Raw genomic sequence first — 16,541 nt, 5'->3', positions numbered from 1 at the left:
CCCTCCTTTAGCGTACAACGTCTTGAAATACGGTTAGTTCTTGTAATGTATCTTCATTTATTTCAATGCCGAGTCCTGGCTTTTCGTTTAAGCGAATAAATGGTACGTCATAGTGTAAGTTGCCGATGTCTTTCGTGAATTTTAATGGACCTGTAAGTTCAACGCTCGTAATAATTTTTTTCGAGAAAGCGACATGGAATCCTGCGGAAGAGGCAATAGATGATTCGACCATAGATCCAACTTGGCATTCAATGCCTCCCATTTCTGCTTGATGAGCAAGTTTTACAGCTGGATATATGCCACCGCATTTCATTAGTTTTATATTTACTTTATCAGCAGCGTCTAATTTAATAATTTGGCGCATTTCACGAGAGCCCTTTAATCCTTCATCAATCATAAGCGGAAAGTCTGTTTTAGAACGAATGTGGGCCATTGCGTCAATATCGTCAGCGACAACAGGCTGTTCAATCCAGTCGATGTTTACATGACCTAATGAACGAAGTGCTGTTAATGTGTTTGCGCTATTCTTCCAACCTTGGTTTACATCAACACGGATTGCGATATCATTTCCTACACGTTCACGTACAGCTTCAATTCTTTTTACATCCTCTTTTACATTTGTACCAACTTTCATTTTGAAAGATTGGTAACCTTTTTGAATCATAGAGGCAGCCTCTTTAGCCATTTCTTCAGGTTCGGCGATACTTAAGACGTGAGTGACAGGAAACTCTTCATGGTAGCGTCCGCCAATTAATTGATATATAGGTTGATTTAGTTTTTTTCCCATTATATCAAAACAAGCAATATCTATTGCGGCTTTCGCTGTTGGTACGCCGTAAATTGTATTGTCCATCATATCGTGTATTTTCTCGATATTCATTGGGTTTTGTCCGATGAGTGCAGGAGCAAGTGTATGTTTTAAAGTATGGAAAGTACTTTCCCATGATTCCCCTGTAACGTGATCATCAGCAACGCCTTCACCGTAACCGATAATGCCTTCATCTGTTTCCATTTTGACGATAATAGAAGGCATATCAGAATAAGAACCATAACTAATAACAAACGGATCGCGAAGCGGTAAACGAATTGCATAATGATGAATAGCTGTAATTTTCATTAGGTAGAGACCCCTTCCTGTTTACAATAGTTTTGTACATTTGATATAGTTGACGTTAAATAGTCGTTAATTGATGATAAGGAGTTAGAGAAATGATGATAAAAATTGCAGTCGTCGGTTCAAAAGAGTTTATGGAGACACTTTTACCTGTTGCTCATAAACTAGAAGAAATAGAGATTGATCCATATATTTACCTTCATCCGGCAGAATCTTCTGAACTATTAAAGCGTTTAAAGCCTTGTGATTTCATCTTTTTCTCAGGTGCTTTACCTTATTATATGGCAAAAGAAATAAGAGAACAATTACGAATTCCAAGTACGTACTTACAGCAAGACGAGGCAACTATTGCATCTTCTATTCTCTCTGTCATGTATCACCAAGGTATTCAACCACATCAAATTTCAATTGATTTAGTAGACCGTTCATTTATTACAAATGTGTTCGATGATATTGGTATAAAAGAAAATCCACAAGTGTTAGATTATGAAAATATGCTGTGGAGTAAAGATGAAATAAATAGAGTTATCGATTTTCATGTAGCTAAATATCAATCTGGAAAGGCTCATTTAGCTTTAACTAGTATTCACGCTGTTTACGACGAGCTTCAAAAAATAGGTGTTCCTTCAGAGCGTATGATTGATCCAACACAGTCCATTATACATGGGCTAAAAGATGCAAAAATAAAAGCTGAGTTAGCAAAAAGCCATTCAGCTACTGTTGGCGCTTGTATGATTTCTTCTTTAGAATTACGAGAAGGTTTGCTTGAGCAATTAGATACCATTTCAAAAGAACTGCATGGTTCATTTAAAAAAATTGATGAAATGACGTTCATTTTGTATACGACTCGTGGTGATATAGAATCGGTTATAAAAACAAATATGATAAATCATTTATTTGCGAGTATAGAAGGAACGATAGCTATTGGATTTGGTTACGGAAAAACCGTAAAAGAAGCGGAGCAAAATGCTAAAATCGCTCAAGATTTTGCGGAAAATAATCCAATAGACCACTGTTTTTATATACTAACAAGTGATAAAGAACTATTTGGTCCGTTCCCGAAAGAAAAGAGAGTACAAAGTTTGAAGAATGAAAACCCGGAACTAATGAAAATAGCGAAGGAAACGAAACTTAGTCCAGCAAACTTATCAAAAATTATTCAATTTAGTCAATCACATTCTTCATTGAAGTTTACAGCAGCAGACCTTTCTGAATACTTACAAGTGACTCGCCGATCAACAGAAAGGTTATTAAAGAAACTAGTTGATTACGGGTATGCTCATATTTGCGGCGAGGAAATGCCCTATCAACAAGGACGCCCTCGCGCAATATATGAACTGAATTTACCGTTATCTTTAAGCTTCTAATTGAGCTTTTTGTTTTTTTAATAGTTCTGCTTTTTCAATGTCAGATAGTTTTGTAATTGTGAGACCAGTTATACCGTAAATGATCGAGATAATAGGTACGATGAAGTTCAATATAGCATAAGGAGCATATTCGAATGCGCCAACTCCAAGTGTTGCGAGTATAAATACACCACATGTATTCCAAGGTACAAAAACAGAAGTTAATGTTCCGCCATCTTCTAATGCTCTGGATAAATTTTTAGAATGTAGTCCTTTTTCTGTGTATGCATTTGCGTACATTCTTGAAGGAACAACAATCGAAATATATTGTTCAGAGCAAGTAAGGTTTGTTGCAAAGCAAGATGCGATAGTAGAAGCAATAAGCCCTTTTGCTGATGTCGCTAATTTTAAAATTTGATTTACAATTGAGCGAAGAATGCCAGTATGTTCTAGTACTCCTCCGAAAGTCATAGCGACAATTGTCATAGAAACGGTATTCATCATCGAATCTAAGCCGCCGCGGTTAAAGAGTTCATCTACTAGTTTGTTACCAGTGTCTATAACAAATCCATTTTGGAGCGCACCGACAGAGGCGGAGACAGAACCACCTTGAATAAAGACTTGTGATAAAAACCCTAAAATAATACCTACGAGAATAGCTGGTATAGCAGGGACCTTTTTAGCGACCAATACCATAACGACTACAGGGATAATTAATAGGAAGGGCGAGATAACAAAGTTTTGTTGCAGTACTTGTAACGTTTGATCGATGCCTTTTGCATCAATATTGTTAGCACCGAAGTTTCTTCCTAAGAACGCATAAACGATAAGAGTAATAATTAAACCTGGAATTGTAGTAAATAACATATGACGAATATGTGTGAATAAATCTGTATTTGTTAATCCTGCAGCTAAGTTTGTCGTGTCTGAAAGCGGTGACATTTTATCGCCGAAATAAGAACCGGAAATGATAGCACCGGCAACCATTGGAGCTGGGATTCCCATGCTTAGGCCAATTCCCATTCCCGCAACACCAATTGTGCCCATTGTAGACCAAGAGCTACCGATAGCTAATGCAACGATAGAACAAATAATTGTAATTGAAACTAGAAATAGTGATGGAGTTAAAAGATTCAAACCGTAATAAATCATTGTTGCGACGATTCCACCGCCAATCCAAGCACCAATCGTTAAACCTACTAGAATAATGATAACGATAGCGGGTAATGCGAGGCGAATTCCTTTATACATTGCTTCTTCAATATCGTGCCATTTGTAGCCATAACGCCAAGCGACGATAGAAGCAACGGTTGTACCGATAATAAGTGGGACGTGAGGGCTTTGCTTTAATACAACAATTGTAACCATCATAACTGCAACTGTAATGATAATAGGGATCATTGCTACGCCAAAAGGTATTTCTTTTTTCATAAACTTCCTCCTCATTATATATGTTTTTATTTTTTAGAATTGTCGCAAAATAGACGTTATTAAGTTATAATAACTAAAAATTAATGTAAGCGTCAATAAAAAACAGAAAATAAGGAATGTTCAATCATTATAAAGTGAGTAGGAATAAGTTGTCGATTGTATTTAAAAATAAACAATTGACTTTTTTCTTAAAATTCAATATGTTCATAAAAACATCTGTTTTTCATAAGTATAATTAACCTGAATGGTTTTGGAATTTGGGAAGGAGAATGTAGCTTTGAAAACATTAGAATTACAAGAGCGTTTAACTGAAATTTTTCAGCATTTACATGAAAACCCTGAAGTGAGTTGGAAAGAGTATGAAACAACAGCGTATATTACTAACTTTTTAAAAGAAGAAGGAATTTCATATAAAATATTTGATGATTGTCCAGGCGTGATCGCAGAAATCGGAAGCGGAACCCCAGTTATTGCGATTCGTGCCGATATGGATGCATTATGGCAAGAAGTAGATGGAGAATTTAAAGCGAACCATTCATGTGGTCACGATGCACATATGACAATTGTGATGGGGCTTATTTTACAATTGAAAAATATGAGATGGGATAGCGGAACGGTTAGATTTATTTTTCAGCCGGCAGAAGAGAAAGGAAATGGCTCTTTAAAGATGGTAGAGAAGGGTGCTGTGGATGATGCGGACTTCTTATTTGGTGTTCATTTAAGACCGATTGAAGAACTGCCTTTGAAACAAGCTGCCCCATCTATTCGTCACGGAGCGGCAGGATTTTTAGAAGGAACAATTCATGGAGATGATGCACATGGAGCACGCCCACATCAAGGGATAAATGCAATCGATGTCATTTCTATGATTAACATTGGTTTGAAAAATATATGGCTACCACCGCAAAGTTCCTATTCAGTGAAGATGACGAGATGCCAAGCTGGTGGAGATAATTTAAATATTATTCCGGGAAATGGCCATTTTAGCTTAGATGTCAGAGCGGAGAGTAATACATTATTAGAAGAATTGAAGAAAAAAATAGAACATGTAATAGAATCGGCCGCATCGATGGGGTCGGAAACTTCATACAAATGGATTGACCTTGCACCAGGAGCTGAAGTGTCAGAAGAAGCTGAGCGCTTTATGCGAAAAGGTATTCTTGAAGTATACGGGGAAGAGGGGTGCACTGGAACGCTGTATACGACAGGAAGCGATGATTTTCATTACTACACAGTGAAGAGACCACATTTAAAAGCTGTCATGCTCGGACTTGGGGCAAACTTACAACCTGGATTACACCATCCGTATATGAAGTTCGATCATAGTTGTATTATGGATGGAGTAGAAATATTGAAACAAACTGTATTAAAGGTATTAGAGGACAGGGGCTAGAGAGCTCCTGTTTTTTCGTGAATTGTCGGTAAGTCGATATATTAAAAAAATCGTCGATATAATTTCACGCACCAATTAATGCAATGAAAAATCCCTCTCCGGTACATGGTGTATAATAATAAGTACCATTTTCTAATAGGAGAAGACGAATGAACGAACAATATTACGATGCTGTATTACATATAAAAACTGTCGGCGAGCAAAAGGGCTTTAATAAATCTATGCATTATCACCGTTATGAACCGACGCCATATAGCGGATTAGATGAGCTATTGAATCAATATGAAATAAGAAGTAGCGATCGGGTTGTAGACTTTGGATGTGGAAAAGGACGATTAAACTTTTACATGCATCATAAGTGTGGCGCTTCAGCGGTTGGAATTGAAATGAATGAAGAGTTTTATAAAGACGCGTTGGATAATCTTGATCGTTATGCACGAAAGGTAAGAAACAGTAAAGGGAAAATTCAATTTGAATGCTGTTTAGCGCAGGAATATGAAATTGATCTACGTGATAACCGGTTTTATTTCTTCAATCCATTTTCTGTACAAGTGTTTATGAATGTAGTAAATAACATTTTGCTTTCGGTAGAAGAGGCGGAGAGAGAAGTGGATATCATTTTATACTATCCTTCTGAAGATTATATTTTCTTCTTGGAGAATCAGACTGCGTTTGAGCTGAAAAGGGAAGTAAGGTTGCCTGGGGTTTATGAGAAGAATGGGAATGAGCGGTTTTTAGTTTATACATTAAGATTATAAAAAAGCAGGTGCCACGGCACCTGCTTTTCTTTACTCACGTCTATATAATTAGTTACGGATTAAGTAATCAAATGCACCTAAAGCTGCGTTTGCACCTGAACCCATAGAGATGATGATTTGTTTGTACGGGTTATTTGTACAGTCACCTGCAGCAAACACTCCTGGTACGTTTGTAGCGCCGTGCTTGTCTGTTACGATTTCACCGCGAACGCGTTCAACTGTTTCGCCTAACCAGTCTGTGTTTGGAACAAGACCGATTTGTACGAATACACCTTGTAATTCAACGTGATGAACTTCTTCAGTTTCACGATCGATGTAAGAAATACCGTTTACTTTGTCAGTACCAGTGATTTCTTTCGTTTGAACGTTTTTCAGAACAGTTACGTTTGGTAAGCTGTTAAGACGCTCTTGTAATACAGCATCAGCTTTTAATTCTGGCATGAATTCAAGAACAGTTACGTGCTTAACAATACCTGCTAAGTCGATAGCTGCCTCAATACCAGAGTTACCTCCACCGATAACTGCTACGTCTTTTCCAGTGAATAATGGACCGTCACAGTGTGGGCAGTATGCTACACCTTTATTTTTGAACTCAGCTTCACCTGGTACGCCAACGTTACGCCAGCGAGCACCTGTAGAAACGATTACGCTCTTACTTTTTAGAATAGCGCCGTTTTCAAGTTCCACTTCAATAAGTTCTTTTTTCTCTAAACGTTTCGCACGTTGTAGATTCATTACATCGATGTCGTATTCTTTAACGTGCTCTTCAAGACTTGCTACTAGCTTAGGACCTTCAGTGCGTTTTACGCTGATGAAGTTCTCAATGCCCATAGTATCCATTACTTGACCACCGAAGCGCTCAGCAACGATACCAGTGCGGATGCCTTTACGTGCTGCATAAATTGCTGCACTTGCACCAGCAGGGCCGCCACCAACAACAAGAACATCGTATGGATCTTTATCAGAAAGCTCTGATGCATCTGGACCGTTACCCATTTTAGCTAAAATTTCTTCAAGTGTCATACGACCGCTTCCGAAAGATTCGCCGTTTAGGAATACTGTTGGTACTGCCATGATATCTTTGCTTTCTACTTCCTCTTTGAATGCAGCGCCATCAATCATAGTATGTGTAATACCAGAGTTTAGAACGCTCATTACGTTAAGAGCTTGTACAACATCAGGACAGTTATGACAACTTAGGCTGATATAAGATTCAAAATGATATTCGCCTTGAATGTTTTTAATTTGATCGATTAATTTTTGTTCAACTTTTGGAGCGCGTCCACTTACTTGTAGTAAAGCTAGTACTAATGATGTAAATTCGTGTCCTAATGGAATACCAGCGAATACAACACCAGTGTCTTCACCAGGGCGATTTACGCTAAAGCTTGGTGTTCTCTCTAATTCAACTTTTTCTACTGTAATCTTAGATGACATAGTAGCTAATTCGTCTACTAGAGCTAACATATCTTTAGATACGTCGTCGTCTCCTGCGCTTACTTTAAGTAAAATATCGTTCTCCATTAACTGAAGGTATTGGGAAAGTTGTGTTTTTATATCTGCATCTAGTATCATTTTGATCGAACTCCTTAGATTTTGCCTACAAGGTCAAGGCTTGGTTTAAGTGTTGCAGAACCCTCTTGCCATTTAGCTGGGCAAACTTCACCTGGGTTGTTACGTACGTATTGAGCTGCTTTAATTTTGTTAACAAGAATGCTTGCGTCACGGCCGATACCGTCAGCATTGATTTCCATAGATTGGATAACACCGTCTGGATCGATGATGAATGTACCACGAGCAGCAAGACCTTCTTCTTCCATTAAAACGTTGAAGTTTGTAGTGATTGTGCGAGTTGGATCACCAATCATAATGTATTCGATTTTGCCGATAGTTTCTGAGCTATCATGCCATGCTTTGTGAGTGAAGTGAGTATCTGTAGATACAGAGTATACTTCAACGCCTAACTCTTTAAGAGTTGCATATTGGTTTTGTAAGTCTTCAAGTTCAGTTGGGCAAACGAATGTGAAGTCAGCTGGGTAGAAACAAACTACACTCCATTTTCCTTTTAAACTTTCGTCAGTAACTTGGATAAATTCTCCATTATGGTAAGCATTAGCTTTAAACGGTTTTACTTCTGTGCCGATTAATAACATATTAAAATTCCTCCTAAATGTTGGTTTTGAGCATCAAAAAATAGTGTGCTCATAAAATATATTTTTTAATTAACTATAATAATTCTAATTCGATATTAATTATCATATAGAAGTGGTTATTTTGTCAAGAGAATAAACCAACTTTATATCAATTTAATTAATATTTATTCTCAATTAAGGTTGTTAGAGAATGAAAAGGTAGTTTTCATGTAATAGATTTTCAATGATTATGTAAAAGTGTAGTGCGTATGTTAGAGACATGTTGTAAGTATAAATAGATAGGAAGGGAATAATTCTTAGAAGTTGTGGATTTGAAAAGGGATTGCTTATTTCTATTTTACAAAGAATTGTGTGATAAATAAAATAAAATGAATTAAAATCTTTTTGAACAATTTTTGTCATCTCAAATATAATTAGGAAGTATATTTGGGTTGATATAGAAGCATTGACTCGAGGGGCTAACAAGATATAATAAAACCTAGATATACATTTTAAAAAGAAGAACATACATTATAGGATGAAAAAAATTCAACCTATTATTTTTTATAGCTTTTAGAAAACGCTTACAATTGGTATGGAGGGGAAACCATGTCTAAGTTCACAAAGTATTTTTTAATGGAAGCTAATGATGTGATTGTATATGTGAAAGAGAAATTATCTAAGTTTGAGGATGCAAAGGGGTTACAGTGTAAAGAAATAGGTGATGGTAATTTAAATTATGTATTCCGCGTTTGGGATGAACGGAAGAATATTTCTGTCATTGTAAAGCAAGCTGGGGATACAGCAAGGATTTCAGATGAGTTTAAGTTGTCGACGAATCGTATTCGTATAGAATCAGATGTTTTGCAGTTAGAGGAGGAGTTAGCACCTGGGCTCGTTCCAAAGGTGTATTTGTTTGATAGTGTGATGAATTGTTGCGTAATGGAAGATTTATCGGACCACACAATATTACGTACAGCACTTATAAATCATCAAATGTTTCCGAAGCTTGCGGATGATTTAACGACCTTTTTGGTAAATACACTTTTATTAACATCGGATGTTGTAATGAATCATAAAGAGAAGAAGGAATTTGTGAAGAATTATATAAATGCTGAATTATGTGAGATTACAGAGGACCTCGTATACGCTGAGCCATTTACAAATCATAATAAGCGTAATGAGCTGTTTCCGCTAAATGAAGGATGGATTAGAGAGCATATTTATAGTGATAAAGAGCTTCGTATGGAGGCAGCAAAACTTAAGTTTTATTTTATGACGAATGCACAGGCACTTATTCATGGTGATCTGCATACTGGTTCTGTTTTTGTGAAAAATGATTCCACAAAGGTTATTGATCCTGAGTTTGCCTTTTATGGACCGATGGGATATGACGTTGGGAATGTAATGGCGAATTTAATGTTCGCTTGGGTGAATGCAGATGCAACCATGTCGCCCGGTGCTGAGAAGGATACGTATATGAGTTGGCTACAATCGACAATGGTAGAGGTAATTGATTTGTTTAAGAAGAAGTTTTTAGAAGCTTGGGATATTCATGTGACCGAGATTATGGCGAAAGAAGAAGGCTTTAACGAAGTATATTTACAATCTGTATTAGAGGATACAGCTGCAGTGACGGGGCTTGAGTTAATTCGTCGTATTGTTGGGCTAGCAAAAGTAAAGGATATTACTTGCATCGAGAATGAGGAAGCACGTGCTAGAGCAGAGCGCGTTTGTCTTCAAGTAGCGAAGAAATTTATTTTACAGGCGAATCAATATAAAACAGGCACAAGCTTTGTAGAAACGTTAAAAGAACAGTCGATGAACTACGCGAAGTAAGGGGAGAAGATGATGGAAGAGCAATTAATACCCATTCAGTGGAAAGATGATTCTTTAATTTTATTAGATCAAACATTATTACCGAATGAGGTTGTCTATGAATCTTTCAAGACAGCTGAAAGCGTTTGGGATGCCATTCAAGTAATGAAAGTAAGAGGAGCTCCAGCAATTGGTGTTTCGGCAGCGTATGGTGTGTATTTAGGAACAAAGGAAGTTATTCAAAATACGATGGAAGACTTTATAGAGGAAGTCAAAAAGGTATGTGCATATTTGGCAACATCAAGGCCGACAGCAGTAAATTTATTCTGGGCACTTGAAAGAATGGAGGCAGTCGCGGCAGAGAACTCACATTTATCAATTGCTCAGTTGAAAGATAGATTACTAGAAGAGGCAAAAGAGATTCATAGAGAAGATGAAGAAATTAACCGTCAAATTGGAGAACATGCATTAACATTATTCCATGATGGAATGGGAGTCTTAACACATTGTAATGCTGGTGCGTTAGCGACGACTAAGTATGGTACTGCAACAGCTCCAATGTACTTAGCGAAAGAAAAAGGATGGGACTTGAAAATCTATTCAGATGAAACTCGTCCTAGGTTACAAGGTTCAACGTTAACAGCATTAGAACTACAGCGAGCGGGAATTGATGTTACTGTCATTACGGATAACATGGCAGCTATGGTCATGTCACAAGGGAAAATTGATGCGGTGATTGTTGGGTGCGATCGTGTGGCAGCAAACGGTGATGTAGCAAATAAAATTGGGACATTAGGTGTATCTATTTTAGCGAAATACTACAACATTCCGTTTTATGTAGCGGCACCAACACCGACAATTGATTTGAAAACACCGACAGGAAAAGAAATTCCGATTGAGGAAAGAGATGCTTCTGAAGTAATTAATCGTTTCGGACAATATTCTGCTCCGAAAGAAAGTAAAGTATATAATCCAGCATTTGATGTCACGCCACATGAAAATGTAACAGCAATTATTACGGAAAAAGGGATTGTAAAAGCACCGTTTACGGAGAACTTAAAAAAGCTATTTCAATAAGTAGATAGAATGAAAAAGTCAGTCATCATAAGCTTCATACTTAGGGGGATGTATATGTTATTACAGAAAGAAAGAGAAGAAATTGTAGCGTATGGAAAGAAAATGATTTCTAGTGGTTTAACAAAGGGGACAGGCGGTAATATTAGTATTTTCAATCGTGAGCAAGGTCTTGTTGCAATGAGTCCAAGTGGTTTAGATTATTATGAAACGAAGCCGGAAGATGTTGTTATATTAAACTTAGATGGTGAAGTGGTAGAGGGAGAGAGAAAACCATCAAGTGAGCTAGATATGCATCTTATTTATTATAGAAATCGTGAAGATATAAATGCGCTTGTGCATACACATTCTCCGTATGCGAAGACGATTGCATCATTAGGATGGGAACTTCCTGCTGTATCGTATTTAATTGCTTTCGCGGGCCCGAATGTACGCTGTGCACCGTATGAAACATTTGGTACGAAGCAATTAGCAGAGGCTGCTTTTGAAGGCATGATCGATCGCCGTGCAGTATTACTTGCGAACCACGGTTTAATTGCGGGTGCAAATAACATCAAAATGGCATTTACAGTTGCGGAAGAAATTGAGTTTTGTGCGCAAATTTATTATCAAACGAAAAGCATCGGAGAACCGAAGTTATTGCCAGAAGATGAGATGGAGAATTTGGCGAAGAAGTTTGAAGGATATGGGCAGCAGTAGAATGAGATAAAGTGAAACTTTAATCAGTGGGGGTTTTCTTCATCCCCCACTGATTGTTAGCCCTCACCAATCGGACTTTAATGGGCAGCCCGCCCCCCACCTAAATTCTTTGCTTTCGCTGCATTTTGAGGCGGGGGTCTTACTGCCCATTAAAGCGGGATAAAAACACCCTCAAGATTTCACTCTTGAGGGTGTTTCTTACGCCTTCTTAAGCAACAGATACATAAAGTAAGGAGCACCAATTAAAGCAACGACAATACCTGCTGGGATGCCATTAGGTTCAACGATGTTTCTTCCGATTGTGTCTGCTAGTAACAAGAGCCATCCACCGATTAAAACGGCGATAGGCATGAATATTTGATGTCTCGGACCTACTAAAGATTTCGCGATATGAGGAGCCATTAGTCCGATAAAGCTAATTCCCCCTGTTACGGAAACTGCTGCAGCAGCAAGCGCAACGGCTGCAACTAATAAGTATCTACGCTCTTTTTCAATTTCAATTCCAACGCCGATTGCGACTGGCTCGTTTAATGCTAGAATGTTTAATCGATTTGCTTTATAGAAAACGAACGGAATAAATACGATTAACCACGGGAGCATTGCTAAAACGAAGACCCAGTCATCTCCCCAAATGTTTCCGGCAATCCATTTGGCGATAAAGTCCACCTTCATACGATCAGCCGATGAAATAAGAACAATCATCATTCCAGATAGTGCAAATGAAAAACCAATACCAGTTAATGTTAGTCGGATTGGTTGAAGTCCAGTTGATTTACTGTATGAAAATACGTAAATTAGAACAGCTGTCAGAAATGCTCCGATAAATCCAACGACAGGTAGTAAGTAAAGAAATGAACCTACATCTATTGGAAAGTATAAAAAGAAAATAGCAACAGCAACACCGGCCCCAGAGTTGATTCCGAGAATACCAGGTTCAGCTAAATCATTTCGGGTAATTCCTTGCAGAATAGCCCCTGATAAAGCGAGAGCCATACCAGCTAATAATGTAATGACAAGTCTAGGTAGCCGTAAAGAGTATAAAACGAACTCCTCTTTAAAAGTCCCTTGTCCCATTAATGTCGGGAGTAGTCGATCATAAGATAAAGATGCTGAACCGAGTCCCATTCCAACTACAATGGTTGTGATGGTTAGTAAAAGTAAAGCGAGTATAATAAGACGTTGTTTTCTTAGAATAGATTGCATCATGAGAATGTTTTTCCTCCTTTACGTACAATGAATAGGAAGAATGGTAACCCTACAATTGCGACAATAGCAGCAACTGGTGTTTCATATGGAGCGTTAATAGTACGTCCGATTGTATCTGCAAGTAGCATAAAGGAGGCCCCAGCAATTGCTGACATCGGTATAACAAATCGGTAATCTGGACCGACAATTGGGCGTACCATGTGAGGTACCATTAAACCGATAAATGCCATATTTCCAACAAGCGCTACAGACGCACCTGCAAGTAAGATAATAATGATAAATAGAATGGTTTTAATAACAATAATTTTTTGACCTAGTCCAATAGCCACTTCTTCACTGAAACTAAGAACCGTTAATTTTTTTGCTAGTAAGATAGCGATAAAGATGCTGATTGAAATGATTGGAATAATAATTTTTAATTGACCCCAAGTTGTTCCAATTACGCCCCCAGCAGTCCAAAGTGATACCTCTTGTGAAATTTTAAAATAAATGCCGACGCCTTCTGAAATTGCGAGTAGAAATGCGGAAACGGCAGCCCCTGCTAATACAATTCGAAGAGGAGAAAGTCCGCCTTTTTTCACCATACCAATGCCAAATACCATAACTGCACCAATTGCAGCACCGATAAAGCAAGCAAATGTTAAGTAAAGATAGCTGATGGAAGGGTTGAAGGCCAGCGTTAACGCAAGTGCAGCATTTGCTCCACCAGATAATCCTAATAATCCAGGATCCGCAAGTGGATTTCGTGTTAATCCTTGCATAATTGCTCCAGAAACAGCAAGTCCAGCTCCTACAAAAATAGCAGCTACTTCACGTGGTAAACGAATTTCGCGAATAATAGATAGCTTGTCCCCTTTAGCGGAAGAAGTGAGTGCTAACCATACATCTTTTATTGAAGTATCTGCAGCCCCTAATACCATTGCCACCATAAAAATAAGAAAGAATGCAATTATGCTTAAAATAAGCTTGTATGTAAAAGCTATAGAACGTGGATTGTCGTGATCTTTTGTCATTCGTTTCACATCTTTTCTGTTCATAGAATAAAGGAAGAGGAATTCTTAATTTAAGAATTCCTCATGTTTGTATTATTTACCAAGAAAGCTTTTCTTGAAGAAGTCTAGTTGGAAGTCTAATGTAAGTGGATCATTGAAATAGAATTCCATCATGTTTGCTTCGTATACGCGATTATTTTTTACTGCTGGGATGTTTTTATATGATTCTGTCTCTTGGAACGAGTTATCAGTATCTTTGTTTTTACTTACGATTAAGTAATCACCAGCAAACTCAGGTAATACCTCAGTAGATAATGCGTAGTAACCTTCTTTTAATGCTTTTTCTTTTACTTTTTCAGGCATTTTTAATTTCATTTCTTGGTACAGAATTTCTGTTCCACGGCCCCAGTTCTCGCCGTAGACATAAAGCTGCTTGTTGAAGTTTTCTACAACAGAAACTGTTGCATCTTCACCAATTTTTGCTTTAATGTCTTTACCAGCATCTTGTGCACGTTTCTTGAAGTCATCAACCCAAGTTTTTGCTTCTTTTTCTTTGTTTAATAACTTACCGATTTCTAAATGCTGTGTTAAGTAATCAACTTTGCCGTAAGTGTATGTTACAGTAGGAGCGATTTTCTTTAACTTATCAACATTTTTAATATTTGATAAACCAATGATTAAATCTGGATTTAGTTCAGCGATTTTTTCAACATTTTCATCTGATACTTCAGCAACATTTTTAAGTTTGCTATCAAAACGTGGGTTTTGTTTAGACCATGAATCTACCCCAACAAGATTTACTCCTAATGACATTACGTTACCAGCGAATGATGATAAAACAACGACGCGTTTTGGATTTGCAGGAACCTCTACTTTTTTACCATCTTCAGATTGGTATGTAATTGTTTCTGATTTGCTACCTTTTGCATCGTTCTTTTTGTCCGTAGAGCCATTGCTACAAGCACTCATAACAAAAACGAAAAGAACTGTTAGTGAAATAAATAACTTTTTCATCGTCTGTCTCCTTTAAATAGATGATATGTGTATACAATAAGTTGTTTAACTGCAATCTTTTTGAAAGAGTAGTGTTAATGCAAAATGCTTATTAAAAATCTTGAATATGAGATTTTACAATATAGTATTAACCATAGTAATGAAAGAAGATGTAATCTCAAATTTGCTAATTATTAACAAGTTGATAATGATTATCACTATTGATTCTTTAAATAATATAATTTTATATAGGTGTATTGTCAATAGTAATTTTAATTGTAAATTTTGCGGAAACAGGTTATATTTTATTGAGAATGATAATCAATGATTAGTAGCTGAGGAGTGAAGGTTAATGAATAGAGAAGAATTATTTGATGTAACCGTGATAGGCGGGGGACCTGCAGGGCTTTATTCAGCTTTTTATAGTGGACTCAGAGAGATGAAAACAAAAATAATAGAATTTCAACCACAGTTAGGTGGAAAAATACATGTTTATCCGGAGAAAATGATTTGGGATATTGGCGGATTATTACCGGTTACTGGTGAAAAGTTAATTGAGCAACTTGTACAACAAGGGTTAACATTTCAGCCGGAAGTTGTATTGAATACAAAGATAGAATCCATTATTCGTAATAAAGATGGTATTTTTACGTTAAAAACAAGCACTGGAGAAGAACATTTTTCGAAAACAGTGATCGTTGCAACAGGAAGTGGTATATTAAATCCACAAAAGTTATCAATAGAAGGTGCGGAGCGATTTGAAGTATCAAATTTAAATTATACAGTTAAATCGTTAAAACGTTTCAAAGATAAAGCGGTCATTATTTCAGGCGGAGGTAACTCTGCAATTGATTGGGCAAATGAGTTAGAACCAATTGCGAAAAAAGTTTATTTAACATATAGAAAAGAAGAATTATCGGGTCATGAGGCGCAAGTAAAACAACTTATGAACAGTTCGGCAGAATGTTTCTTTAATACATCGATTACAACATTAATTGCTGGTGATAACCATGAAACGATTGAATATGTAGAATTAACAAATCATGAAACAGGTGAGGTTTCTCAGTTAGCTATCGATGAAGTTATTATTAATCATGGATATGAACGTGACATTACATTGTTGGAAAATAGTGAGCTAGATGTCGCAATTGTAGATAATTACTTTATTGCTGGTAATGCAAATAGTGAGTCTTCAGTAGATGGATTATATGCTGCGGGAGATATTTTAAAGCATGAAGGGAAATTACAATTAATTGCGGGAGCATTCCAAGATGCTGGAAATGCTGTAAATAAAGCGAAACAATTTATTCAGCCAGATGCAAGCGAGTATGGAATGGTTTCTTCGCACAATGAAGTATTTAAGAAAAGAAATCGTGAATTGATCAAGCAGATGATGAAATAATAAAAAACAAGTACACCCCCATTTACTTCTCTATTCGAATGATAAGAGAGGCAAATGGGGGTTTTCCTGTTTACTATATTTTCAATCATTATAATGACACCGGTTTCATTAGTTCATGTGAAATGAACGTTTTATTTGTAAATTTGCCTAGAAAACAATGAATCTATGTTTTGCTGACGCAGA

General features: G+C 37.0%; 14 protein-coding genes. 7 read left to right on the top strand and 7 right to left on the bottom strand.

Annotation, left to right across the window (positions count from 1 at the left end; all coding sequences use genetic code 11):
• Window positions 1–7: 7 nt before the first annotated feature.
• Complete coding sequence (locus ACZ76X_RS23090; RefSeq protein ID WP_479851790.1) at window positions 8–1,117, bottom strand: mandelate racemase/muconate lactonizing enzyme family protein; 1,110 nt, start codon at window positions 1,115–1,117, stop codon at window positions 8–10.
• A gap of 92 nt (window positions 1,118–1,209) precedes the next feature.
• Here ACZ76X_RS23090 and ACZ76X_RS23085 point away from each other — a divergent pair, with 92 nt between their 5' ends.
• Window positions 1,210–2,481, top strand: a complete 1,272-nt coding sequence (locus ACZ76X_RS23085) for a transcriptional regulator (protein WP_479851789.1) — start codon at window positions 1,210–1,212, stop codon at window positions 2,479–2,481.
• Here the strand turns inward: ACZ76X_RS23085 and nhaC are convergent.
• Window positions 2,470–3,891, bottom strand: a complete 1,422-nt coding sequence (gene nhaC / locus ACZ76X_RS23080; RefSeq protein ID WP_479851788.1) for a Na+/H+ antiporter NhaC — start codon at window positions 3,889–3,891, stop codon at window positions 2,470–2,472. The two genes, ACZ76X_RS23085 and nhaC, sit on opposite strands and share 12 nt — an antisense overlap.
• A 277-nt stretch (window positions 3,892–4,168) precedes the next feature.
• Between nhaC and ACZ76X_RS23075 the strand changes: the two genes are divergently transcribed.
• Window positions 4,169–5,284, top strand: coding sequence for a M20 peptidase aminoacylase family protein (locus ACZ76X_RS23075; protein WP_479851787.1), 1,116 nt, complete (start codon window positions 4,169–4,171; stop codon window positions 5,282–5,284).
• 149 nt (window positions 5,285–5,433) lie between these two features.
• On the top strand, window positions 5,434–6,042 hold the full coding sequence (locus ACZ76X_RS23070; RefSeq protein WP_479851786.1) for an SAM-dependent methyltransferase: 609 nt from the start codon (window positions 5,434–5,436) through the stop codon (window positions 6,040–6,042).
• Window positions 6,043–6,090: 48 nt separating this feature from the next.
• On the opposite strand, the gene ahpF is transcribed toward ACZ76X_RS23070, so the two are convergent.
• Window positions 6,091–7,617 carry an alkyl hydroperoxide reductase subunit F gene (gene ahpF, locus ACZ76X_RS23065; protein ID WP_000599492.1) on the bottom strand — a complete coding sequence of 509 codons (1,527 nt, stop codon included), beginning with the start codon at window positions 7,615–7,617 and terminating at the stop codon, window positions 6,091–6,093.
• 14 nt (window positions 7,618–7,631) lie between these two features.
• A complete protein-coding gene (gene ahpC / locus ACZ76X_RS23060; RefSeq protein WP_000924422.1) occupies window positions 7,632–8,195 on the bottom strand; it encodes an alkyl hydroperoxide reductase subunit C in 564 nt (187 codons plus the stop codon).
• Window positions 8,196–8,783: 588 nt separating this feature from the next.
• Here ahpC and mtnK point away from each other — a divergent pair.
• From mtnK to ACZ76X_RS23045, 3 genes are read left to right on the top strand one after another with little or no spacing between them, the layout of a single operon-like run.
• Complete coding sequence (gene mtnK, locus ACZ76X_RS23055; protein ID WP_479851785.1) at window positions 8,784–10,013, top strand: S-methyl-5-thioribose kinase; 1,230 nt, start codon at window positions 8,784–8,786, stop codon at window positions 10,011–10,013.
• A 12-nt stretch (window positions 10,014–10,025) separates the two neighbouring features.
• Window positions 10,026–11,069 (top strand): S-methyl-5-thioribose-1-phosphate isomerase, encoded by a 1,044-nt coding sequence (gene mtnA / locus ACZ76X_RS23050; RefSeq protein ID WP_479851784.1) that lies wholly within the window; start codon window positions 10,026–10,028, stop codon window positions 11,067–11,069.
• Between the two features lie 54 nt (window positions 11,070–11,123).
• Window positions 11,124–11,765, top strand: a complete 642-nt coding sequence (locus ACZ76X_RS23045; protein WP_098670388.1) for an L-fuculose-phosphate aldolase — start codon at window positions 11,124–11,126, stop codon at window positions 11,763–11,765.
• A 198-nt stretch (window positions 11,766–11,963) separates the two neighbouring features.
• Here ACZ76X_RS23045 and ACZ76X_RS23040 read toward each other — a convergent pair whose 3' ends face one another.
• From ACZ76X_RS23040 to ACZ76X_RS23030, 3 genes are read right to left on the bottom strand one after another with little or no spacing between them, the layout of a single operon-like run.
• Window positions 11,964–12,971: a FecCD family ABC transporter permease gene (locus ACZ76X_RS23040; RefSeq protein ID WP_098668767.1), complete on the bottom strand. Its 1,008-nt coding sequence runs from the start codon at window positions 12,969–12,971 to the stop codon at window positions 11,964–11,966.
• Window positions 12,968–14,008, bottom strand: coding sequence for a FecCD family ABC transporter permease (locus ACZ76X_RS23035; RefSeq protein ID WP_479851783.1), 1,041 nt, complete (start codon window positions 14,006–14,008; stop codon window positions 12,968–12,970). Before ACZ76X_RS23035 ends, ACZ76X_RS23040 begins: the two co-directional genes overlap by 4 nt.
• Before the next feature lie 48 nt (window positions 14,009–14,056).
• Complete coding sequence (locus ACZ76X_RS23030; RefSeq protein WP_479851782.1) at window positions 14,057–14,977, bottom strand: iron-hydroxamate ABC transporter substrate-binding protein; 921 nt, start codon at window positions 14,975–14,977, stop codon at window positions 14,057–14,059.
• 331 nt (window positions 14,978–15,308) lie between these two features.
• Here ACZ76X_RS23030 and ACZ76X_RS23025 point away from each other — a divergent pair, with 331 nt between their 5' ends.
• Window positions 15,309–16,358, top strand: coding sequence for an NAD(P)/FAD-dependent oxidoreductase (locus tag ACZ76X_RS23025; RefSeq protein ID WP_479851781.1), 1,050 nt, complete (start codon window positions 15,309–15,311; stop codon window positions 16,356–16,358).
• Window positions 16,359–16,541 lie beyond the last annotated feature (183 nt).

Source organism: Bacillus sp. BC05(2025) (assembly GCF_056725905.1).
This window is presented reverse-complemented; position numbering and strand designations above follow the sequence as displayed.